Annotated in this window: 19 protein-coding genes; 6 read left to right on the top strand and 13 right to left on the bottom strand. The window is 43.2% G+C overall.

Going from position 1 to position 22,507, the window contains the following annotated elements; genetic code table 11:
• Nucleotides 1-127: 127 nt before the first annotated feature.
• Together tdh and VPNCDNU1_RS12240 are read right to left on the bottom strand one after the other, a co-directional pair.
• Nucleotides 128-1,159: an L-threonine 3-dehydrogenase gene (gene tdh / locus VPNCDNU1_RS12245; RefSeq protein ID WP_104400568.1), complete on the bottom strand. Its 1,032-nt coding sequence runs from the start codon at nt 1,157-1,159 to the stop codon at nt 128-130.
• On the bottom strand, nt 1,159-2,355 hold the full coding sequence (locus tag VPNCDNU1_RS12240) for a glycine C-acetyltransferase (protein WP_104400567.1): 1,197 nt from the start codon (nt 2,353-2,355) through the stop codon (nt 1,159-1,161). The genes tdh and VPNCDNU1_RS12240 overlap by 1 nt, the downstream gene beginning before the upstream one ends.
• Nucleotides 2,356-2,490: 135 nt before the next feature.
• On the opposite strand from VPNCDNU1_RS12240, the gene VPNCDNU1_RS12235 reads away from it, so the two are divergent.
• Nucleotides 2,491-3,402: a LysR family transcriptional regulator gene (locus VPNCDNU1_RS12235; protein ID WP_104400566.1), complete on the top strand. Its 912-nt coding sequence runs from the start codon at nt 2,491-2,493 to the stop codon at nt 3,400-3,402.
• On the opposite strand, the gene VPNCDNU1_RS12230 is transcribed toward VPNCDNU1_RS12235, so the two are convergent.
• Nucleotides 3,399-4,802: an MATE family efflux transporter gene (locus VPNCDNU1_RS12230; RefSeq protein ID WP_104400565.1), complete on the bottom strand. Its 1,404-nt coding sequence runs from the start codon at nt 4,800-4,802 to the stop codon at nt 3,399-3,401. The genes VPNCDNU1_RS12235 and VPNCDNU1_RS12230 overlap by 4 nt on opposite strands.
• A gap of 124 nt (nt 4,803-4,926) precedes the next feature.
• Complete coding sequence (locus VPNCDNU1_RS12225) at nt 4,927-5,454, bottom strand: NADPH-dependent FMN reductase (RefSeq protein WP_104400564.1); 528 nt, start codon at nt 5,452-5,454, stop codon at nt 4,927-4,929.
• A gap of 214 nt (nt 5,455-5,668) precedes the next feature.
• Between VPNCDNU1_RS12225 and VPNCDNU1_RS12220 the strand changes: the two genes are divergently transcribed.
• Both VPNCDNU1_RS12220 and VPNCDNU1_RS12215 read left to right on the top strand, forming a co-directional pair.
• Nucleotides 5,669-6,583, top strand: a complete 915-nt coding sequence (locus tag VPNCDNU1_RS12220) for a LysR family transcriptional regulator (protein ID WP_104400563.1) — start codon at nt 5,669-5,671, stop codon at nt 6,581-6,583.
• 176 nt (nt 6,584-6,759) lie between these two features.
• Complete coding sequence (locus VPNCDNU1_RS12215; protein WP_104400562.1) at nt 6,760-7,098, top strand: cytosolic protein; 339 nt, start codon at nt 6,760-6,762, stop codon at nt 7,096-7,098.
• A gap of 237 nt (nt 7,099-7,335) precedes the next feature.
• Here the strand turns inward: VPNCDNU1_RS12215 and VPNCDNU1_RS12210 are convergent, their stop codons facing one another.
• The 4 genes from VPNCDNU1_RS12210 to VPNCDNU1_RS12195 all read right to left on the bottom strand — a co-directional run bounded on the left by VPNCDNU1_RS12210 (nt 7,336) and on the right by VPNCDNU1_RS12195 (nt 12,152).
• Nucleotides 7,336-8,772, bottom strand: a complete 1,437-nt coding sequence (locus tag VPNCDNU1_RS12210; RefSeq protein WP_104400561.1) for a PepSY-associated TM helix domain-containing protein — start codon at nt 8,770-8,772, stop codon at nt 7,336-7,338.
• 142 nt (nt 8,773-8,914) lie between these two features.
• On the bottom strand, nt 8,915-9,271 hold the full coding sequence (locus tag VPNCDNU1_RS12205; protein WP_104400560.1) for a hypothetical protein: 357 nt from the start codon (nt 9,269-9,271) through the stop codon (nt 8,915-8,917).
• A gap of 90 nt (nt 9,272-9,361) precedes the next feature.
• Nucleotides 9,362-11,305: a putative bifunctional diguanylate cyclase/phosphodiesterase gene (locus VPNCDNU1_RS12200; protein ID WP_104400559.1), complete on the bottom strand. Its 1,944-nt coding sequence runs from the start codon at nt 11,303-11,305 to the stop codon at nt 9,362-9,364.
• A gap of 100 nt (nt 11,306-11,405) precedes the next feature.
• Nucleotides 11,406-12,152 carry a phosphatase gene (locus VPNCDNU1_RS12195; RefSeq protein ID WP_104400558.1) on the bottom strand — a complete coding sequence of 249 codons (747 nt, stop codon included), beginning with the start codon at nt 12,150-12,152 and terminating at the stop codon, nt 11,406-11,408.
• Between the two features lie 340 nt (nt 12,153-12,492).
• Here VPNCDNU1_RS12195 and VPNCDNU1_RS12190 point away from each other — a divergent pair, with 340 nt between their 5' ends.
• Complete coding sequence (locus tag VPNCDNU1_RS12190) at nt 12,493-15,447, top strand: HD domain-containing phosphohydrolase (protein ID WP_104400557.1); 2,955 nt, start codon at nt 12,493-12,495, stop codon at nt 15,445-15,447.
• Between the two features lie 105 nt (nt 15,448-15,552).
• On the opposite strand, the gene VPNCDNU1_RS12185 is transcribed toward VPNCDNU1_RS12190, so the two are convergent.
• A complete protein-coding gene (locus tag VPNCDNU1_RS12185) occupies nt 15,553-16,515 on the bottom strand; it encodes a DMT family transporter (protein WP_104400556.1) in 963 nt (320 codons plus the stop codon).
• A 127-nt stretch (nt 16,516-16,642) separates the two neighbouring features.
• Between VPNCDNU1_RS12185 and VPNCDNU1_RS12180 the strand changes: the two genes are divergently transcribed.
• A complete protein-coding gene (locus tag VPNCDNU1_RS12180) occupies nt 16,643-17,536 on the top strand; it encodes a LysR substrate-binding domain-containing protein (protein ID WP_104400555.1) in 894 nt (297 codons plus the stop codon).
• On the opposite strand, the gene VPNCDNU1_RS12175 is transcribed toward VPNCDNU1_RS12180, so the two are convergent.
• The 4 genes from VPNCDNU1_RS12175 to VPNCDNU1_RS12160 all read right to left on the bottom strand — a co-directional run bounded on the left by VPNCDNU1_RS12175 (nt 17,528) and on the right by VPNCDNU1_RS12160 (nt 20,286).
• Nucleotides 17,528-17,842 carry an AzlD domain-containing protein gene (locus tag VPNCDNU1_RS12175; protein WP_104400554.1) on the bottom strand — a complete coding sequence of 105 codons (315 nt, stop codon included), beginning with the start codon at nt 17,840-17,842 and terminating at the stop codon, nt 17,528-17,530. The two genes, VPNCDNU1_RS12180 and VPNCDNU1_RS12175, sit on opposite strands and share 9 nt — an antisense overlap.
• Entirely contained in the window at nt 17,839-18,531 is a 693-nt protein-coding gene (locus tag VPNCDNU1_RS12170) for an AzlC family ABC transporter permease (protein WP_104400553.1), read from the bottom strand. The genes VPNCDNU1_RS12175 and VPNCDNU1_RS12170 overlap by 4 nt, the downstream gene beginning before the upstream one ends.
• A gap of 116 nt (nt 18,532-18,647) precedes the next feature.
• The gene (locus VPNCDNU1_RS12165; protein WP_104400552.1) at nt 18,648-19,475 is read right to left on the bottom strand and encodes a helix-turn-helix transcriptional regulator; all 828 of its coding nucleotides are present in this window, start codon (nt 19,473-19,475) and stop codon (nt 18,648-18,650) included.
• A 202-nt stretch (nt 19,476-19,677) separates the two neighbouring features.
• Nucleotides 19,678-20,286 carry a histidine phosphatase family protein gene (locus VPNCDNU1_RS12160; RefSeq protein WP_104400551.1) on the bottom strand — a complete coding sequence of 203 codons (609 nt, stop codon included), beginning with the start codon at nt 20,284-20,286 and terminating at the stop codon, nt 19,678-19,680.
• 317 nt (nt 20,287-20,603) lie between these two features.
• Between VPNCDNU1_RS12160 and VPNCDNU1_RS12155 the strand changes: the two genes are divergently transcribed.
• Nucleotides 20,604-22,394, top strand: a complete 1,791-nt coding sequence (locus tag VPNCDNU1_RS12155; RefSeq protein ID WP_104400550.1) for a PAS domain S-box protein — start codon at nt 20,604-20,606, stop codon at nt 22,392-22,394.
• The last annotated feature ends 113 nt before the right edge of the window (nt 22,395-22,507 follow it).

Genomic DNA, 22,507 nt, shown 5'->3' with positions numbered 1-22,507 from the left:
AATCCTTTACCTAAATAGAGTAGACGTAACTACCTAATGTTTATAGCAATATTATTGAGGGATTATATCTGGATTGATATAAAAAATGGCAGCCGAAGCTGCCACTTTTTTGGAACTGTGAGAACATTTATTCCCAATCAAGGATAACCTTGCCAGACATGCCCGATCGCATAATGTCGAACCCTTTCTGGAAATCATCAATTTTGTACTGATGAGTGATAATCGGGGTTAAGTCTAATCCAGATTGGATCAAGCTTGCCATCTTATACCAAGTTTCGAACATCTCACGACCATAGATACCTTTGATCACCAAGCCTTTAAATATCACTTGGTTCCAATCGATAGCCATATTGGATGGCGGAATACCCAGAAGCGCAATACGGCCACCGTGGTTCATGGTTTGAAGCATTGTGCTGAATGCGGCTTGTACACCAGACATTTCAAGCCCGACATCAAACCCTTCTGTCATGCCCAGCTCTTGCATTACGTCTTCAAGCTTTTCTTCCGCGACGTTTACCGCTCGTGTCACGCCCATTTTGCGAGCTAAGTCGAGACGATATTCGTTCACGTCTGTAATCACCACATGGCGAGCACCCACATGCTTTGCTACTGCCGCTGCCATAATGCCAATTGGGCCAGCACCGGTAATCAATACATCTTCACCAACTAAGTCAAAAGAAAGTGCAGTGTGTACAGCGTTGCCAAACGGGTCAAAGATTGAAGCTAATTCATCCGAGATTTCATCAGGGATCTTGAAGGCATTGAACGCAGGCAATACCAAGTATTCCGAGAAACTGCCCGTGCGGTTTACACCCACACCTTCTGTGTTACGGCATAGGTGCGTGCGACCACCACGGCAGTTACGACAGTGACCACAAGTAATGTGGCCTTCACCTGAAACACGATCGCCAATTTCAAAGCCGCGAACTTCTTGGCCAATCTCAACCACTTCACCGACGTACTCATGCCCAACAACCATAGGTACGGGAATCGTTTTTTGCGACCACTCATCCCAGTTGTAGATGTGAACATCAGTACCACAAATAGACGTTTTTTTGATTTTGATAAGAATATCGTTGTGACCAATCTGAGGTTTCTCCACCTCGGTCATCCAGATGCCTTCTTCTGCTTTTAACTTGGAAAGTGCTTTAATTTTCATTATTTGATGATCTCCATGTCACGGCCTACTTCAATGAAGGCATCAATTGCTCGATCTAGCTGCTCGCGTGAATGCGCAGCCGACATTTGTGTACGAATACGTGCTTGCCCTTTTGGCACAACAGGGAATGAGAATCCGACAACATAAATGCCTTTCTCTAATGCGCGCTCTGCAAATTCAGCCGCGACTTTCGCATCACCCAGCATGATTGGAATGATGGCGTGGTCTGCACCGCCCATGGTGAAACCAGCCCCTTCCATACGAGTACGGAAATGCGCCGAGTTTTCCCAAAGTTGAGTGCGTAAGTCGCCAGATTCAGCAAGAAGATCCAAAACACGGATAGACGCAGAAACAATGGCAGGCGCGACAGAATTAGAGAACAAGTACGGGCGAGAACGCTGACGTAACCAGTCGATGACTTCTTTCTTACCCGATGTGTAACCGCCCGACGCGCCACCCATCGCTTTACCTAAGGTGCCTGTAATAATATCAATGCGGTCAACGACGTTATGGAATTCGTGTGTTCCTGCGCCATTTTCGCCCATGAAACCCACGGCGTGAGAATCGTCAACCATAATCAATGCATCGTATTTGTCTGCAAGGTCACAAATAGCCGGAAGGTTAGCCACCACACCGTCCATTGAGAATACGCCGTCGGTAACGATGAGCGTATGACGAGCACCCGCTTCTTTTGCAGCGATGAGCTGCTGTTCTAGCTCATCCATATTGTTATTTGCGTAGCGAAAACGCATCGCTTTACACAAACGAACACCATCGATGATGGAAGCGTGGTTTAATGCATCGGAAATGATCGCATCTTCTTTACTAAGAATGGTTTCAAAAAGCCCTGCATTGGCATCAAAGCAAGAGGTGTAAAGAATCGTGTCTTCTTTGCCTAGGAACGTTGAGAGTTTTTGTTCTAGTTCTTTATGAGAGTTTTGTGTTCCGCAGATAAAGCGAACCGAAGCCATACCAAAACCGTGCTCATCCATGCCGCCTTTCGCCGCTTCGATAAGATCTGGGTGGTTAGCAAGACCAAGGTAGTTGTTAGCACAGAAGTTCAGGACCTCTTCGCCAGTCGAGATAGAAACCGCTGCTTTTTGAGCAGAAGTAATGATTCTTTCAGATTTATACAACCCTTCGTTTTTTACTTCTTCAATTTGGGTTTGGATTTGCTGATAAAATGCAGAAGACATGTTCTCATTCCTTCATAGTTATTGTTGTACTGCGCACAGTGGTTTTTATTTTAAATTAACTCATTAGCGACTATTATCCCTTACGATGGAAAACCATTAGTGAATCACAGGCACAAATAAGGAAAACGTCGCGACATGCTTAATCAAAAACTCATTGCTCTGCTGCCCGATCTCGCTGCTTTTATTTTAGTCGTAAACGAAGGAAGCTTTACTGCGGCATCCAAAAAACTGAACGTGACCCCTTCTGCATTGAGTAAGCTGATTACAAGGCTGGAACAGGCACTGTCTGTAAAACTGTTTGAACGAACTACGCGCTCACTGGTTATTACAGAAGCGGGAAAAAAGGTGTATGAGCAGAGTGTCGTGATGGTGAACGCCGCGCAGCAAGCGATAGACATATCCGAAGCAGATCACACAGAATTAGCCGGTAGCATTACAGTCGCTGCTCCAGAAGCCTATTTAAACTCTGTTTTGCAATCGCACATTTTGCCTTTTCTTGAAACCTACCCAGACATACAGTTGAAACTGCGAGCGGTAGATGGCGATATCGATTTAAGCCAAAATATTGATATCGCGTTTAGGCTCACCGATAAGCCTCATGAAAACCAAGTTCTAAAGGAGATACGCAAAACCAATCTGGTCTTGTGCGCGAGCCCTGAGTATTTATCAAGAAAAGGCACCCCCAATCACCCAACCGATCTTACTGATCATGACTGCCTATATCTTGCGGAGACCGACAGCGACCACATCTGGGATTTTTTAAAAGACGATGAATTTTTTGCTGTTGCCGTATCTGGTCGATACGCCGTTAACCACTCCCAAATGCGATTAGCAGGTGTAAACAGCGGTTTAGGGATAGGTATCTTCCACGATTTTGTAGTGAAAGAGGCGTTAAAAGATGGGAGTGTGGTTGAGGTTTTATCCGACTGGACGCTGAAAAGTAACTACCACGGAGCCGTTGCCATGCAATACGCGCAAACCAAATACATGCCTGCAAGGCTGCGCGTATTCATCGATTACATCGTGGAAAAACTCGCTAACAATTAGGGTTTTATGCTAGATAAAATGGCTTTAAAATCTCGCTTGTAATCCGACAAAGGGTTGTGGTCGGTCAAAGATGAATCCTGTGTCGCCAGCCAAGCGTTTAGGCGCTTACCGGCATAAATAGCCGTTGTAAAATTCGCAACAGCAATACCTGCCCAAACATACGCGACACCAAAGTAGGAACCCGCCCAAGCCAATGGAATCGTCAGAACAAGCGAACGAATTAACGTGATTTGTAGCGACTGCTTAGGTTGCTCTACCCCATTAAAAAACGATGTTGTAATGAGTGCCAACCCAAATGCTGGAAACGTCAATCCGACCCAGTAAAAATAGGAAGTACCATATTGGATCACGTCAACTTCATTACTGAAGATCGCAATAATCGAATCGGATGCCAGTATAACAATCGCAAAAAACAGAACGCCCCAATACACCGTCATACGGCCCGATATTGCAACCACGCTATCCAGCCGTTGTTGTTTCTTTGCACCGTAGTTTTGCGCCACAAAAGGAGTAAGGATCACGCTAAGTGCCAAAATACCTGTAAGCAGCAAAGATTCAATCCTAGTCACAATACCGTACGCCGCAATGGCAGCTTCACCATGTTTAGATAAAGCCCTTGTAATGATGGCAACGGCGATAGGGTTAAGAATTTGAGCAGCAACAGCAGGAAGTGCAATTGGAAAAACCTGCTTCATCTGATTCCATGCAGAATGAAATGGAATCACTGCTTTAATGGAAAACAAAGACTCTTTTGCCACAAGCAGAGTCATTAAAACAAAAATCGTAAACCAAGATATAACCGTGGCTATCGCCGCCCCTTCCAGCTTCATTTCAGGGAATGGACCAACGCCGAAAATCAACAAATAATCAAAAACAAGATTGATGATACCGCCCAATCCCATGATTGCGGTTGATTTAAGCATGACCCCTTTTGCCATCAATACTGCATTACCAACGAGAGTGCCAACTAACGCCCACATTCCCAGATAAAGCGGAATCATATACTCCTTTACCATTGGCAATGTAGCGGCTGGCGCACCTAACACTAAAAACGTTTTGTCGGCACTGACTATGCCAACGCCCCCTAGCCCGAGAGCAATAATCAGAAAGAACACAATAGAAAACGTAGAAACTGTTTTCGCTTTCATAGCGTCTTTCTCGCCTAATGCTTTCCCTATAACGGCAGACACCCCCGCCGCTGTTCCCATAAACAAGCTTATAATCAAAAAATAGACGGGAAAGGCAAAACTCATGGCTGCTAGAGGTTGAGTACCTAATTTCCCAACGAAATACGTATCAACAAGCTGAAACATAAAGGTCATGAGCATGCCAAATGCCGCTGGCGCAGCCATAGAAATCAAGGCTGGTCTGACTGGCTTTTCAAGGATATCCGATTCCATTGTTAGCTTCCCTTATGTCTTTATGAAAACGTTGCTTTATAAAAAAGCGCTTGAATAAGAATTCACATCCTCAAATTCAAACGCTAAGTGTCGATCGCTAGTATGAGTATTTTGCTGATATTGATTACGCGCTAACCTTTGTCATCAATTCAACTAATGCAGCGTTAAAAGCTTCATCCTTCACTTTTCCTTGTTCCATATCGAAGTTATCGAAAAAGCTAGGTAGCGAAAAGTCTCCTACAACAGAGCCACCAAAGTGAGGTATGGCACTTACAGCAGTTGCTAGAACATTTTTAGCACCACCTGGGCCTGGTGACGTTGCCAAAACAACCACAGGCTTATTCTGGAACAATTTCATATCCACGCGTGATGTCCAGTCAAATAGGTTTTTGTACGCTGCAGTGTATGAGCCATTATGCTCAGCAAATGAAATGACAATGGCATCAGCGCTCCCTAACTTTTCATAAAACGCTTTTGCTTCTTCGGGCTGCCCCAGCTCTTTCTCTCTGTCTGTACTAAACAGAGGCATTTCATAGTCATTAATATCCAGTACTTCAACATCAGCGTCCTTAATTAGGCTGGATGCATAAGTCACAAGTTGTTTGTTAATGGATTCACGACTGCTGGTTGCTGCAAATGCGATAACTTTCATATTTAGACCTTCCTAATTTTGTTAAACGACAGAAGTGACTTTTCAATCCAATCTACCGCTTTCTATGATTCTGTTTTGTATTGATTGATAGAAACTTTACATTAATTCTATTTGAATATTAATCATGTTGTTGTAAATTCATTATTTCCATATGACCCTTAATCTAACTTAAGTGTTTCCCAAATACTTGGGTATACATAATTTAGGAAAACTCATGGCAACCAACACCCAACTACTTGATGGCATGGTTATTTTTGCAGAAGTAGTATCAAAAGGCAGCTTCACCAAAGCGGCGGAAAGCACTGGGCATTCTACGTCTTACATTAGTAAAGAAATCAACAAGCTAGAAGAAAGGCTCAGCGCCCGACTGCTGCACCGAACCACCAGAACACTAAGCTTAACACCCGAGGGAGAGCTGTATTTCGACCGTTGCCAGCAATTGATCTTAGATGTGGAGGAATTGGGAGAAACGCTGAGTGGAAAAAACGCGACACCAAGAGGTACGCTTAAAATTAGCTGCCCCGTCACCTTTGGCTTGTCACGCATTAAGCCTGTTTTGGCTAAATACTCGGAGCAATACCCAAATGTGGATTTGGATATCGACTTAAGCGATCATAAAGTCGACATGATTGCAGAAGGCATCGATATCTCCATTCGAGGGACATCCAGCCAGCTTGAAGATTCAACCTTGATCAGCCAGAAAGTGATGACCAGTGATAGCGTCACCTTTGCTTCACCTGCCTATTTAGCTCGCTACGGCACCCCTACCCACCCATCAGAATTAAAAGATCACAAAGCGATCTGCTATAGCCTGATTAAAAACCCATCTCAATGGACTTATTGGGAGAAAGACGGAACCAAAAAATCGGTCACGGTAAAGAGCAAGCTCCTAACAAACAGCCCCCAACTTGAACTAGCCATGTGCAAAGAGGGGCTCGGCATTACAAGAATGCCGTCATTTAACCTAGGAAATGAATTGGAAACAGGCGAGCTCGTCGAATTATTCAGTGAATTCCCAAAAGTACAGATCAACATGCATTTGATATACCCAAGCCGCAAACACATGTCCGCCAAGGTATCGAGTTTTATTGATTTCGTGAAGCAGGAATTGACTACGCCGGAGAACTAAAATGCTCACGAGGGAGCTTTAAATAAGCAATACGTTTTATTAGAAGTAACGTGATTCAGTTGACCAATCGAGTGTCCGAAAATGTCACAGAGTAGCCGCTTTTAGCTACTAAATTTCTACTATGTTCAGCCCCTGATAGTGATAGAATCTCCGCATCAAAATTTCTGAGAAACTCTATGTTTATCCATCATGTTAACGGTATCGACTGGCTGGTGATTACAGCTTTTGAAGAACTGAGAACTATGTTTATCGAAGAAGCGGGGGCGATCCCTTCTTACTTCTCTACCACCAGCGAATTGAACCTGATTGCTCAAGCCAAGCGTAGTTATGGATATTTGCCTACACTCAGCGGCGTAATCACCGACACCGGGACATTTAAAAGCCAGGATAACGAAGAAGATTTGAACCCACAGCTTGCCTGCTTAGTTGAGGGGCGTGGTCGAGTCTTTATCTATCACGGTGGGTTTGTGGCTTTTGTGGATAACGAACAAACTTTTATTACTCGAATGGACTGAAAATTATTCTGCAAGTTGAAGCCGGAGAATGAAATGGAGCTGGCTCCCTAACGAGCTTGGGGACAAATACAAGTTAGCTTTTTAGATAATCCGAAAAACGCTTATTGATCTGATAAACAAAACGCCCGATGAAGTACACCGAGCGTTTGGTTCGTCGATTAAGCTATCCCATATGCGTATAGGTCACTCAATTTGATATGGTTTGCTACTTCGCTAAGGCGATTTATAGCCTCTGCGTTACGCAAACCATTGATGCAGTTTTGGAGAGGCTTTCATAAGCAATGTATCCAAAATCAGTACTGTGACGATCGTTGCGCCAGCCAATGGAAAGGCGAACCCGACCAGCACCATGGTTACTGCGCCCAGCTTCCAAATTCCGCTTTTTTCAAATGTCGGTGGCGCACCCAGTTTTTTCTTGCCCGCAGGGCGACGTTTCCACCACATAATCACGCCTGTTACACAAACCGCGATAAAAGCTATACAGAAAAACACATTCAATAGCTTGTTGATAATGCTAACTTCACCAGTGTGAAGAGCAATACCTGCTGCCATGAACTTCGCCATCCAGCTGTAATCGTCCCAAGTTACATCCGCCAGAATGTCTCCTGAATACTGATCAATGTGAGTGGTGCGATCTTGAGTTGGGTCGGTAATATCTCCACTCATGGTATTGGCACCTAGCGTAAATACACCCGTCTCGCTTTTCGGTAAGTTCAGTTTGTACGTTGTCAGCCCTAATTTGTTGGCGGTGGCGACAACCTCATCAATCGAAACCGTAGAAGCAAACTGAGCCGGAGCATCACTTTGATGGCTGGTGTGCTCGCCATGGTGTTCATGCCCTGTCGACTCTGGCAACGGTGTTTTCTCTAAGCCCCAGGGCACTTCTTCTTCAACACCATGGTTTAGGCTTGCATGCGTTTTGTCTGAAAGTGGTACATCCGCCCATTTTTGTGCTGGGAAACTGCTCCAAGGTTGTACGAACTTACCACCCCATACGCCAGCCCATGCGAGCCCAGAAACCAAAAAGAAAAGTAAAACAAGAGACAACACACCGCCAAGGTTGGCGTGAAGATCTCGCATAAAAATCCGTACTCCACTTTGCGAACGAACTTTCAGGAACCCCGCTTTTGAAGCGTTATCGGATGGTAGCCAAAGATATATTCCAGTAACTAAAAGAACGATGGATAGGCTAGCCGAAATTTCAATCAGATAGCTGCCCACATCGCCAACCAATAAGGTGCTGTGTATCTCGTTAGCCAGTGCATACCAGCTATCGTCTCGGTTAATCTCGCCCAAGATATCCCCATTGTATGGGTTAACCAAAATAAGGCGATTGGAACCACTATCCAATCTCACGTTAAAGCGATTTGGCGCGGTATCCGATGCGGCTGGAATGAACTGAGTCACCGTTGCGCCGTCATATTCTTGCTTAACTAAAGCGAGTTGCTCAGATACGGTTATACGTGAATCGGTGGGTTCCACGACCAGAATTTCGCCGTGTCGAATGCTTTCTAATTCATCATCAAATAGCATGACGATGCCAGTCAAAGACAGCATCAGCATAAATGGGACGACAAATAACCCTGCGTAAAAATGCCATCTCCAAGTAAGAAAGTAGAGGTACTTTGAACGTGCAAAGTCCTTTGGTTGAGCGGTTTGAGTGCTTCCCAACATAATAATTTCCTTTATAAAAGCTAAAGACACTCCGTTCCGCCGCGTTTTTTCAGGTTCTAGGCTTTTCTTGAGCTAGGCATAGTAAGAACCAAAAACACAGGCATACGAGTGCTTGTTATTTTTTTGATTTAAATGTGTTTGTTCAGGAAATAGAGATGGGTGGAGCGCGAGGTATTTGCCATTGATAACGCACGTTTAGAGCCAAAAAAACGTATTGGCTTTCAATAGCAAAACTTAAAAGTTGGAAGATCGGTGTAGTTGGAAGATGGCTGTGATGAAAGGTGGAATAATGGCTAAAAGGACAGGGTTTCCCACTATGAGTTTTAACCTCTTGCCCTTCTTCTACTTGAACCAGTTCGAAGCCATTAACCGTACAGAGCATTGCCCATACGCCAGCATTGCTGCCATGCGCATTGATAACAGGCATAAGCGTAACCAACACCCAGCTTAGGGCGCAGGCAAATAGCATGCTTTTGTTAATTGGAGAACGGCGGTTCATAACCCTTCCTTATCTATTGGCAGGCAGGGTATCTTGTATTTATAAAACTTTCAAAGGTACAGAGTGCTTACTCAACAACGATCACACTGATCATGGTAAGAATTTGTAATTTGTGAGCAATAATTCTTCAATCTCTTCCAAAAGTAATGGTTTGGCATATAAGAATCCTTGAATGTTGCTGCAACCTAGCTCTCTCACTTGCGCCAGTTCTGAGGTGTTTTCTACCCCTTCTGCAATGACATCCATCCCTAAGTTTTTAGCCAATTCAATAATGGTACGAGTGATGATTTGCTTGTCTTTGTGCATGTGTATTTGGTGCACAAACGAGCGGTCTACTTTCAGTTTACTAATAGGGTAATGCGACAAGTAAGCGAGGTTTGAATAGCCCGTTCCAAAGTCGTCGACACTTAGGCTTAAGCCCAATTCTCGAAACTTTTGAAGAGTACTGATCAAACGGTCTTCGTCTTTCATCAATATGGATTCGGTTAGCTCTAGTTCCAAAAGGTTTGCTGGCACACCCGTGTCTTTTAATAAGGACTCCACTTCGCAAAGCAGGTTATGATGGTAAAATTGAATGCCTGAAACATTAACGGAAACAGGCTTACAGTCGATCCCCTTTTCCTTCCAATCAACCAATTGATTTAAAACAATCTTGATTACATACAAGCCAATTTCTGAAATTAAACCAGACTGTTCGGCAAATGGAATGAAATCCCCCGGTCCAATTTCTCCTTTCTCAGGGTCTTGCCACCGTATCAATGCTTCCATTGCTTTGATTTCACCCGTATCACTGTCGACCATTGGTTGATAACGCAAAAACAGTTCTTGATTATCAATCGCGCGGCGCAGTCGTTTTTCCATCGTCCAGTGCTTGAGTGTCATTCCCTCAAAACGTGATGAAAATAGCTGAGCTTGGCGCTTACCCGATATTTTTGCTTGGTACATGGCAATATCTGCGTTGCGCAGTAGTTCTGTAGAGGTATCGCCGTGGGCAGGGTAAACCGCTAACCCTATAGACGCTGAGAAGTTGAACTCATAGCTGTCTACCTGAAACGTCATACCAACCTGATCTAACAAGTGACGACCCAACACTTGGGTCTTTTCTTGATCAAAGTCTTCTTGTACCACCACGACAAACTCGTCACCGCTGTGCCGATACACTTCGCCCCTATCCCCTATGGCTTGAGTCAGTTGATTAGCGGCGGCTTTCAAAGCGGAATCTCCCGCTGCATGCCCAATGGAGTCGTTGACTATTTTAAAGTTGTCCAAATCAACAAACGCGATAATGAACCGAATATTAGAGGCGATAAGCTCATCTAAATCGTTTTCCAGCGAGTAGCGGTTTTTTACTAGCGTTAACATGTCGTAGTGCGCCAAAAAGGCGAGCTTTTCTTCGGCTTGTTTTCGTTCGCTAATGTCTCTAGCTGTGCCTGCTGTGCCTACGACGTTGCCTTCCTTAACAACAGGAACTTTAATAAGTTCGATCCAAGATCGAGTGCCATCCACCGACGTTGCAAGGAACTCGTGTCGAATTGGAGAAAGCGACTTCATGACTTCTTCGTCGTCTTCACGGTATTGGACCGCGTCTTCATAACGCGATAGGTCGAAATCTGTTTTACCAATTAAAGCTTCGTAGTTAACGCCAAAAGCTCGTTGAAATTCGGCGTTTACGGCAAGAAATCGACCTTGAGTATCTTTTATCCATGCGAGATCTGGAATGCTGTTTAGCAGAGTTTGATATTTGTTAGTTCGATCATTGAGAGCTTGGTTTAGTTCGCGGAGCGATGCGTTTTCTGTTTCGGAATCAGCAAGCTGTTTTTCAAGCTCCACCAATTTTTTACTTGTAGAGATGACGTGAAAATGAACCAATTGAAGGAAGGCAAATAGGGTTAAGAAAAGTGCTAAACCTGTGGTAACGATCGCCTCGGGAAACGTAAAAATGACCGCAAGGCAAATCACTAAGATCAATATCGTACTTAAGAGCCAAAATAATTTCCGATCTTGTACTGCCCGAGCAATGTGCAATGGTAGCATCTCCACCCCCAAACGACTAACAGAGAGCTGTACAGTATAAATTAATTGGCGCGAAAAAAGTCACTTTTTGATAATTTTATGAACAAAGCAGCGTATTTAATTAATAAAACGTTGAATAGTCGTTAATTATTTTTCTTCCACGCAATGCAAGAAAATGCAGAAACTGCTCAGGAGAGCGTGTTATCACTTTCTCTTCAGCAATTCCTGAGCGGTCAATTAAGTTCGCCGCTAAGTCTAAATTCCCGACATCCATACAAAAATGCGCATCCGAACCTGTTGTGATGAATGCACCTTTCTTTTGCGCAATACTGGCAATTTCAGCACATCGCTCCACGCTGCCAGCACGGCTGTTTCCTTTTAAAGACGTATTGTTGATTTCTATCGCCACATTGTTTTCAGCTGCACACTGAATAACCGCGTCAAAATCAAAATCGTAATTAGGATTACCCAAATGCCCAAGGGCATCTACCCTCCCAGATAGTATGATATTGATGAGCGCTTCAGTATGTGTTGCCTTATCAATGGGTTTGAAAACAGCTTCATGAAAACTCGCAATAACCCAATCTAGGTTTTTATCCACCGAGGTCGGGATATCAATTTCCCCTTCCCTATTCATGATGTTCGATTCCACACCGCGAATAATAGCTATGCCTTCAATAAACCGTGGAAGCACACGCTGATTACTAAAAAACCAGTAATGTGGCGCGCCGGGCATAGACTCTGAATGATCGGTTGTGCAAAACATCGCTAAGCCACGTTCTTTAGCAGCTTTAGCGTTTTCGATAAGCGTGCTATAGGCGTGTCCACTGGCGTAGGTATGCGTATGTGTATCGACAAGTAATTTCATTTATGGGTAACTCGCTAAATATTGATAACTCGTTAATGGTGTAGGGAAAATCATACCAGTTCTTTAATTCGAATCTAAATATCTAACAAAATGTGTAATTGTGTGACATCGTTTCCGAAAGCACGAAGAGATCTAGCTCAAACATTCCAACATATATGCATAAATCACCATTTCTAAAACTTGCATATGAAACAACCTCTACGATACTTAATTGGTATCAGTTACAACACCTTAAATAATAATAGAGACGATACCGCTCAACTATGAACTCACCTGAGCCCTTGTGTTCTAGGCTCAGTTTTAGATCGCAATTTGTCAGTTTGCTGCATGGTGAAAACGTATGATCAAGCACCGCTATCCTCTTAGCATCCATATTACTAGTCTCTTTATGGCACTCGCTACCGTTATCGGAAGTGTTTTAATCGCAATAAGCTACCATCACTCCCAAGAGTTGTTGCAAGGTTCTGCTAAAGAATTGAGTAATGAAAACAGTGTAAAGCTAGAAACTTTATTTAGGGAACAAGTCGCACCCGTTTTAACAACATTAGATTTTATGGCAATGAGTAGCTTTATTCGCCACCAACGTGACTCCGTTGAAAAAGGGGGATGGCTAGATTCACTGGAAATGATCTTTCAAAGAAATGCGAGTTTAGTCGCGCTTTATTATGGTTCTGAAAACGGCGATTTTACGTTGTATCGGCCTTTATACAATCCCAAAACCGCTAAGCAATTCAATGCACCTTCCGGCAGTGAGATCTTGTTTCGTACCACAAATGTCGAAGGCAGAAATGAATCCATGTTTTTGGATGGTGAGAGCCAAGTGGTGTCTGCGTCTATCCGTTACGACAATCAATACGATCCTCGTAATCGTCCATGGTATAGCCATGCAACCGATGATGGGCAAATCCACTTAACGGAGCCCTACTATTTCTACTGGCTAAAGGATATCGGTGTCACTTTTGTCCGAAAAACGGCCAACCTAGAATTTGTCGTTGCTGCCGATTTTTCATTAGGTGGGCTCAATAACAGTATTAGTGAGCTTGCTTACGATTCAGAAAGCCAGTTACTGCTCTTTGACAGTGCATTGAGACCATTAGCGTCGCATCACATGAACACACAGCCAAGCGCCACCAACAATACCCATTTGAGTGTGCAGCTTGAGAACACGGTTTTCTCTGGACTGAACCTTCATACAACTCTGTCCTATCAATACCACACGATTACACATGAAGGCGTCGATTGGTCGGTTACGTTAACACCCGTAGAACTAACCGATAACGTTAACCTATGGCTTGCGGAAGCTACCCCACAGGGCGCGCTGCTCGCCAACCTGTATTCCATGAGAGATAAACAAGTCTCGGTCGCCGTGTTGATGTTACTGGGGTGTTTTATCATCGTTTGGTATATAGCAAAGCGTATCGCCAGCCCATTGCACAATTTATATAGGCAAACAGATAACATACGTCGCTTTGAATTCACTAAAACACGCTACCCAAAAAGCTTAATTAAAGAAGTTAACGACCTCACTCAGTCTGTCGAACTTATGGAGCATACTCTTCATGATTTACTCAAATTGCTTCATGAAACAGCCAGTAACCGTGACTTCTCGTTGTTAGCAAAAAATATTACTCATCAAAGTTACATTGTCACCAAAGCAGAGACCATTGTCCTCTCCGTATGGAACAAAACGACGAAAAAGTTTGATGAAAGTGTTAATCAAGCCATTATCCCTTTAAAGATTAACATCAATCTTTTATTGGATAACGCGCCAGAGGTTTCCACTAAACTTAGAGAAGGTGAAATAGTCCACTTATCCAAAGATGATCCTGTCATGAAGCCTTACATGGTGTATTTCTATAACTCGGATCTTTACCTTTTTCCATTGCTGAACCGCGACAAAAACTTAGTGGGTATTCTGACACTTGGCTACGAAAGACAAGTGACAGAAACGCAGAAGGAAAAACACGACTTCTTAAGAGAGCTGCTTTCCTTCGCAGCCATTGCAAAAGAAAATATCGATCAGATTCAGCAACAAAAAGACATGCTAAATGCCTTCATCGAGCTTTTAGCCTCCGCAATCGATACCAAATCACCTTACACAGGCAAACACTGTCAGCGTGTGCCTGCCCTTGCCGAAATGCTGACTCAAGCAGTTGTTGACGATAAGGGACGCTTTGCCGACTTCTCAATGTCTGCAAAAGAGTGGGAAGAATTGCACTTGGGCGCTTGGTTGCACGATTGCGGCAAAATAATCACACCAGAATATGTCGTTGATAAGGCAACCAAACTCGAAACCATTTATGATCGTATTCATGAGGTCCGTATGCGATTCGAGTTACTAAAGCAAACCGCCCATACGCAATATTGGAAAGGCATTTGCGCAGGGCAAGACAAAGCACAGCTTAAGAAAGAACTGGATGAAGAGCTACAAGCGTTGGATGAGGATTTTGAATTCATCGCTGAATGTAATGTTGGAAGCGAGTACATGAATGATGAAAAACTCGCACGCATTAAAGAGATAAGCAAACGTCAGTGGAAGAGAACAATCAGCGATAGGCTTGGTATTTCCTGGTTGGAGAAAAAGCGTTGCGCCCCAGAAACTGCGTTACCAATAATGGAATCGGTATTGTCCGATAAACAAGTCCATTGCATTCCATGGGCGCAAGGGTTCAACCCGAAAAAAATGTGGAAAGAAAACTTCACGCTCACACCAGGTGAATATCATTATAACCGCGGTGAACTTTACAACTTGTCTATCCGAGCGGGAACGTTAACAGACGAAGAAAGATTCATCATAAATGACCACATTATCCAAACTATCGACATGCTCGATCGATTGCCTTATCCAGAATATCTGCAGAACGTTCCTGAAATTGCAGGCGGGCACCATGAAAGAATGGATGGGAAAGGCTACCCTCGTGGTCTAAATGCAGGAGAGCTCTCAGTACCAGCGCGAGTGATGGCAATAGCCGATATTTTTGAAGCGCTTACAGCGAGTGACCGACCATATAAAAAGGCAAAAAGCTTAAAAGAGTCGCTCTCTATTATGACTAAACTTGCCACCTCTGGTCATATCGATACTGAGTTGTATCTTCTGTTTTTACAGCAAGGGGTATACATGAAATACGCCAAAACTTACTTGCAAGAAGACCAAATTGTCGATGTTGATATCAACGCGCATATGACGGAAGTACTCATACACCTTTCTAAATTGGCTTACGAATCAGAAAGCTCTGATTCAAGTGCTGTAACCAATTCAAGTCCGGTAAACAATTCAACAAAAATTGAATCTTAAACCGTTGTGTAGACCAACTAAGTCCGCGATTTAATGTAAGTCCATTCGATGTGCCGCTTTGTGATACATATGGTAAGCGGCGCACAAACGTTTTAGAAACGATATCTAAGGGGTCAATAATGCCGTTTTTAGTGAGCGAATCGGCTTTGATGAGCTGATCAGCTTCAATGATCTAATCAACTTTAGCGACAAGCCCTTTAATGTATTTAACACACTCGCAAATACAATCAAAATCACACCTATTATTTTATGCTCATCCAGCACTTCGTCGAACAAGGTAACCTGCCAGATACAGGTGAAAATTAGATTGGTGTATATAAGTGGTGCTAACTGTGAACCCGTATCAGCCATTTGATAAGCTTTGGCGCGAAAAACCTGCGTATTAACAATCAGCAGTGCCAGCACGCCTAACATCATCCAGATAAATTCATGTTCTTCCGGCATCGATAAAATCAACTTGTCGGATACACTCGGTCCAATAACAAACGTTAAAGGCAGCAACATGAGAAAGGCGAGAAGGAAAGACCAAGCATTCAGGGAAATCGCTGTCATCGTTCCTTTAGTTGCGCGAAATAAAGACAACTGAGATCCCGCTCCTAGTACCCCTGCCCCTAGCCCCAACACCAGTTCCCATTTAAAACTGAAGTTGGAAAGATCGCCAGCCAGAGCGACAACACCCGCTAACATAACCGCTAAACGCACGATGTTAATAGCCGAAAATTTCACTTTGAAAATCAGACGCTCTAAAACGGGAATAAAAAGCGGCCCAGTGCTGAAAAGCACTACGGATTCCACCAAAGTCAGTGACTGCATCGACAATAGAAAACACAACTGACAGGCAGCAATACAAAAAGATCGAATGACCAAAGATGTCCACATTTTTCGATGAGGTAAAACAAACTGAGTAAAGAACATCATCAAGAATAAAATAATTGCAGGGAAGAGAAACCTGAGCGTACTCAGCAATTGAACACTGAAGCTTTCTGTAAGAAATTTTGAAAACACACCATTCAAAGAAAGGCTTAAAGTCGAGGCGAGCATAAAAACAATGGGTTTCGATAACGTCATAAATATCTCCTGTTTGAATGCATTTTAAGACTCAACAATAGATAAGAATAACGATTTAAATTAACGACACTTGTAAGTTAAACTTACATATACTTAATCCACAAAACGATGAAGCTAGGGTTTAACCATGCCACCATTTAAATCGATTTATACGTTTATTGCCGTTGCTCGCTTCGAGAACATGACTCAGGCAGCCGACTACCTTAATGTCAGCCATTCCGCAGTAAGCCAAGCGATAAAATCCTTGGAGAATTATTTGGATGTAGCCCTGTTTATTCGTGTTGGAAGAGCGATAGCGTTAAGTGAACAAGGTCAAAAATACTATCAACAAGTCTCGCCCGCTTTTGAAGAAATCGCTGAAGTAACTGAAAAGCTAAAAACTGCCCCTGATGATGGACGTTTAACCATCAACATGGTTGCGTCCCTTGCATTACATTGGTGGATACCACGAGTTGAATCTTTTCAAGAAGCCAATGCTTTGCTTGATGCGAGGATATCGAATCTGAATAGTACATTTGATTTGCAAAAAGAAGGGGTCGACCTCGCCATTATTCAAGGTCAAGAAAAACACTGGCAAGACTACTATTGCCATAAGTTACTTGATGATGAACTGGTTATGATTGCCCATCCAGACATCGCGGTAACTCATTCAACTCAATCCCCGCAAGACGTAAACGACTTACTTAACCACATTCCCGCTATCTTTGTGTCTAACGATAGAAGAAAAGAAGACTGGAAATTTTGGGCGAGTAGCCAAAACATTTCGCAACCAAAGAAAGAAAACAACCTCACATTTAATACTTCGGTTCAGGCCATTCATGCATGCCGAAGAAAGCTCGGAGTTCTAGTGACTCATAAACTCTTTGTTGCAGACGACCTTCAACATGGGTTGCTCGCTCAAATCGGTGATAATGTAACCCATCCAACGAATACATTTTTCTATGCATGCCACCCTTCGAATCTGAGATCTGAAAGCGTAAAGTCATTACGGAAATGGCTGGAGCAAGAGTTCTTAAAATAAGAAATGCTTCAACAATAGAAAGACACACACCCCGACTAAGGTTGTTGTAAGTACATTTTTTGTTTTCCATGCCACAAAGCAAGATAGCAATGCTGCCCAAATATAAGGGCTAGAAAGAGAGAGTTGGAGCTCTCCTTCAGGTACAAATACAATCGGGGAAAGAATAGCGGTAAGTACTGCTGGGCTTGCATAACTGAGTAAGCGATGAAATTGGTGGTTTAGCCTTAACGGCAACTTGGGTTCTAAAAATAGATAGCGACTAAAGAAAACCACGGATGCCATCGCAAATATATAAAGATAGATCATGCCTTGCCCTTAAACCTTTCACAAAAGTAGCCACTTAACATGGCCAAAATACTCGCAATCACCAAGCCTCCTTCAACTTGTTGCCAAGCAAATAACACGGAGAACACAAGAGCCACAACGACCGAAACCAACACCGCGGTGTTTTTTATAGTAGGGGCAACAATCCCAATAAAGGTCGCAGCAACCGCGAACTCCAGCCCAAGCTCACTTAAATTTGGAATCGTCGCGCCTGCGATAATGCCCACCAGCGTTGCTAGATTCCAAATAAGATAAAAACTAAAACCAGCCCCAAAGGCATACCACGGTTTAAATTGATTTGGCGTCTGGTTTCCACAAAACGCAAACAGTTCATCCGTTAACAGAAACCCCAATACAAATCGCCATTTGAAAGGCAAAGGGCTGATTTTGTCTCGCATGGCCACACTGTATAAAAAATGGCGTGACGTAATAAAGAATACTGTTAAAACAAGAGCACCTAATGTTGCCCCTGCCTTAATCATTCCCATTGCGACCAACTGAGCCGCTCCTGCAAATAAAATAAGAGAAAAAGCTTGCCCTTCTAATGCGGTTAAACCGCTGTCTATCGCAAATGAGCCAGCCAAAATACCCCAAGGCACCACAGCAATGCTCAGCGGCATCATCTTTAGGGAGCCTTGAATAAACAGTTTGGATCGGGATTCTGAGATCATTAATATTCCTAAAGTACTTATCTCTCTAAAAATACAGGAGGTTCCTGTTGCGGTTTTGTCTAAAACGGGAGTTGATGTTCACTAAGGTCAAGTAGCTTTAACCAAGTCTGTTGAACTTAAGCAGCCTTGGCATACTGCATAGGTGTCACACCTAAAGCGGATTTAAAATGTCGGTGAAAATGGCTTTGGTCATGAAAGCCTAAATCATTAGCAATGTCTGCCACTTTCATTCCAGAGCGCAACCATTTTTTCGCCACTCTTAACCTTGCTTGCAATTGGTATGCGTGTGGTGGAATTCCGTAGGCCTTTTTAAACTCGCGAGCGAAGTGATAGGTGCTTAAATGTGCCATTGAAGCCAATTCTTCTAACGAGATATCTGCCTGCGGTAAGTCATCCAAAAACTCTTTGGCGATTTGCATATTGTTTTTCGCAACACCTGGCAGTTTGGAGTCTGGGCAAGTCTTCCCGTGACGAAGTACCAAAGCGAGTAATGTTTGATACAAGCATGTTTCACGGGTTAGCCGATTACGGCTACGTTTTAAAACCGAAAATAGGGAGCGAATCTGATTCGCTAGTAGTGGATCATAAACCACTGGTTCAGGGAAAAACGGAGCACCGCAAAGAGGTTGCCCTATCAAATCGAAATGTTCTGGTAAGGGATACATGGCTTGATAAGACCACCCTCCTTCGCTCGCCGAATGTCCATTATGAAGTTCATCGGCGTTGACCAGTATAATGCTGTCGCTTGGTGCAATATGATACCCACTGCCGCGGTAGAATCGCTGAGCACCTGTTTCGATAACACCAACTGTATAACCTTCATGGCTATGACAAGAAAAATTTTGCTTTTCAAAGCAAGCGTCGAGCAGCTCTAAGCCACCCAATTCCTGGGCGATGTTGTAATTCGCTATTTCTTTCGCTTTTTTTGAATGCTTTGCTGGCATAACAATCCTTGTTGCTTATCTAAATATCAATACTTAGTTTATCTACTTTACTGTATGAAACTGAATAAAATAGTGGATGCTACATATACACTAAATACGGACTATGGAGCTCACTAGAAGTAGATAAGTTAACGGCAATGAGCTGGTTAAAATTGTACAATATTGCTCACTTAGCTATCCGCCTGAAGGCTAGGTAATACCGTTACTTGTTCCAAGTGATATCGCAGAATTTCTCAACGCGCCACGTCCCATTTTCAAAGCACAAGATAGATTCACTCAAGTTATGAGCAAAGGGTTCTTGCCAAATATCTATTGGTGCCATATCCAACAATGCCGTAATTATTGTTTTTATCCAACCAGCATGAGAAACAATAACAAGAGTTTGATTGGGGCACTCTAGCGCAATATCCTTAAGGGCTTGTAAACCTCGTACCTTTACCTGCTCGAACGACTCACCTGTATCCGACTCATAAAGATCAGGGCGATTCCAGAAGGCGGTATATCTCTCATTTTCAGTGGTATTAACATGCTCTGTCGTTTGCCCTTCCCAACTGCCAAGGTTTATCTCTCGTAAGCCTTCCATGGTTTTGATTTGATTAGCATCTAAACCAGTGAGTATACTCGCGGTGTGCACCGCTCTACCACTTGGTGACGCCCATGCAGAGTCAATCTGAACATTGTCTAATTTAGGTTTCGCCAATTGAGCTTGTTCAATTCCTAATTCCGTTAGGGGGGAATCTTCATGCCCTTGCAATCTTTGCTCAAGATTCCATTGCGTTTGCCCATGCCTAAATAAATGTATTCTTGTCATCCTTTCCTCCACTTATCGAACGCTACTGTTTTATATCCGATTACGTTCAAACCATTCCAAAGAGCTCGGATCGCTTGGGTATATTAACAAGACTATTGCATCTAATCACACTTCTATAACCAAGTATCTTGAGATACTTGGTTATGACATTGGCTTATCTTATTGAGTTAGGCATAAACACAACGTTAGCTAAGTATCATGGGCTTTATAATGAAATAATTGTTCTAAATTGGAACAACTGAGAATAGCCGTCTAGACTCAAATAAAATAATAAATACTGGCAGCACAACGTCGACAACCAAAATTGGGATCGAGCAATGGGACTATTTTCAATTTTAAATGGAAAGAGCCAAAACAATGGAAACGTAAGCAATCAGATTATCGACAATGCACTAGATGCCATTGTTTCCATAGATAAAAATAATAAGGTCTTCTATTTTAATCGCGCAGCCGAAAAGCTGTGGGGATACTCAGAAAAAGAAGTTATCGGCAACAATGTAAAGATGCTGGTACCACAACAATTTCAGCCTGACCATGACGAATACGTTAATAAAAATCGAACAACAGGGCAAAATGTCATTGTTGGTACATCAAGAAAGTTAGAGCTGATAAGAAAAGACGGTAGCAAGGTTTGGGTAAGCTTAGCGCTCTCTAAAACCAAATTGCCAGATGGGGTTGGCTATTCTGCTTTTGTTAAAGACATTTCAGAAGAAGTCAACGCACAACAACGCATTGAGCAGGTCCTTGCTCAGTCGGTCAATGCCGTTGTTTCAATAGACGGGCAAAATTGCATCACCTATCTAAATCCAGCAGCCGAGCGCTTGTGGGGCTATAAGCAAGAAGAAGTGCTTGGGAAAAATGTGAAAATGCTTGTTCCGCGTGAATTAAGAGACAAGCACGACTCACTGGTGAATGCCAACCGCGAAACCCGAATTGACAAGATCGTCGGTACTAGCCGGGACGTTGAAATAGAAACGAAAGATGGCCGGCGAATTTGGGCAAACCTCTCTCTATCAAGAATTGAGTTAGATGGCGAACTTGGATACACCGCATTTGCACGTGAAATTACTCAAGAAAAAGCCGCCAAAGAACAGATGGAACAAGTGCTTTACCAGGCCATAGATGCGGTTGTCACCATAGACAAAGACAACATCGTGACCTTTTTCAACCCTTCTGCGGAAACGTTATGGGGATACAAAAGCGCCGAAGTTATCGGAAAGAACGTAAAGATGCTTGTACCGAAAATTCATCAGCCACGCCATGATGAATATGTGAATGCAAACCGACGTACAGGTAAAGATAAAATAGTAGGCTCTAGCCGAGAGCTACTGATGGAACGTAAAGATGGCGCGGAAATATGGGTCAGCTTCTCGCTTTCTAAAATCGAAGTAGGTGGTGAAATCGCCTACACTGCGTTTGTGCGAGATATTACTGAAGAACGCACGGCAAAAGAAACCATCAATCAAACCCTATCTCAAGCACTTGACGCAGTTATAACCATAGATGAACGTGGAACGGTAAGTTTCTTTAACAAAGCAGCGGAAACGCTTTGGGGGTACAAGCCTGAAGACGTTATCGGTAAAAACGTTAAGATGCTGGTTCCTGTCGAGCTCCAAGCAAATCACGATGGGTTCATTCAGCGCAACATTAATACTGGTGAAAACAAAATTGTTGGTACAAGTCGTGAGGTTCCTATTAACAGACCCGATGGAAAAGAAGCGTGGGGTTTGCTTTCTCTTTCTAAAGTCAGCCTTGATGGTAGAACCATTTACACGGCATTCATCAAAGACATTTCTTCAGAAGTTAAACAACGTAACGGTATGAAAGAAATCATGGATCGTGTTGGGACATCAAGTAACGAAATCTCAGAAATCGCCAAGGTCATCGATGGTATATCAGATCAAACCAACCTACTCGCTTTAAATGCCGCCATTGAAGCGGCGCGCGCAGGCGAACACGGGCGTGGATTTGCGGTAGTTGCGGATGAAGTAAGGCAATTGGCTTCTAGGTCATCCGAATCCACCAATGAAATAAACCGCCTCAGTGATGATACGCAAAAACTCTTAACGGAACTGGCGAATGTATTGAAGCTAAAAACCGGAGAGTAGCAGTTAGCAGTTAGCAGTTAAACATCAGAGGCGCTCCAGCGCCTCTTTTTAATTCAACTGATTACACCCATGCTTCTCAATTATTTTTGCGACAGTTAACACACCTCGTTTGA

It is taken from the genome of Vibrio penaeicida, from assembly GCF_002933855.1.
Lineage (GTDB): Bacteria > Pseudomonadota > Gammaproteobacteria > Enterobacterales > Vibrionaceae > Vibrio > Vibrio penaeicida_A.
The sequence above is the reverse complement of the archived record's forward strand: the minus strand, read 5'-3'. Positions and strand labels throughout refer to the sequence as shown.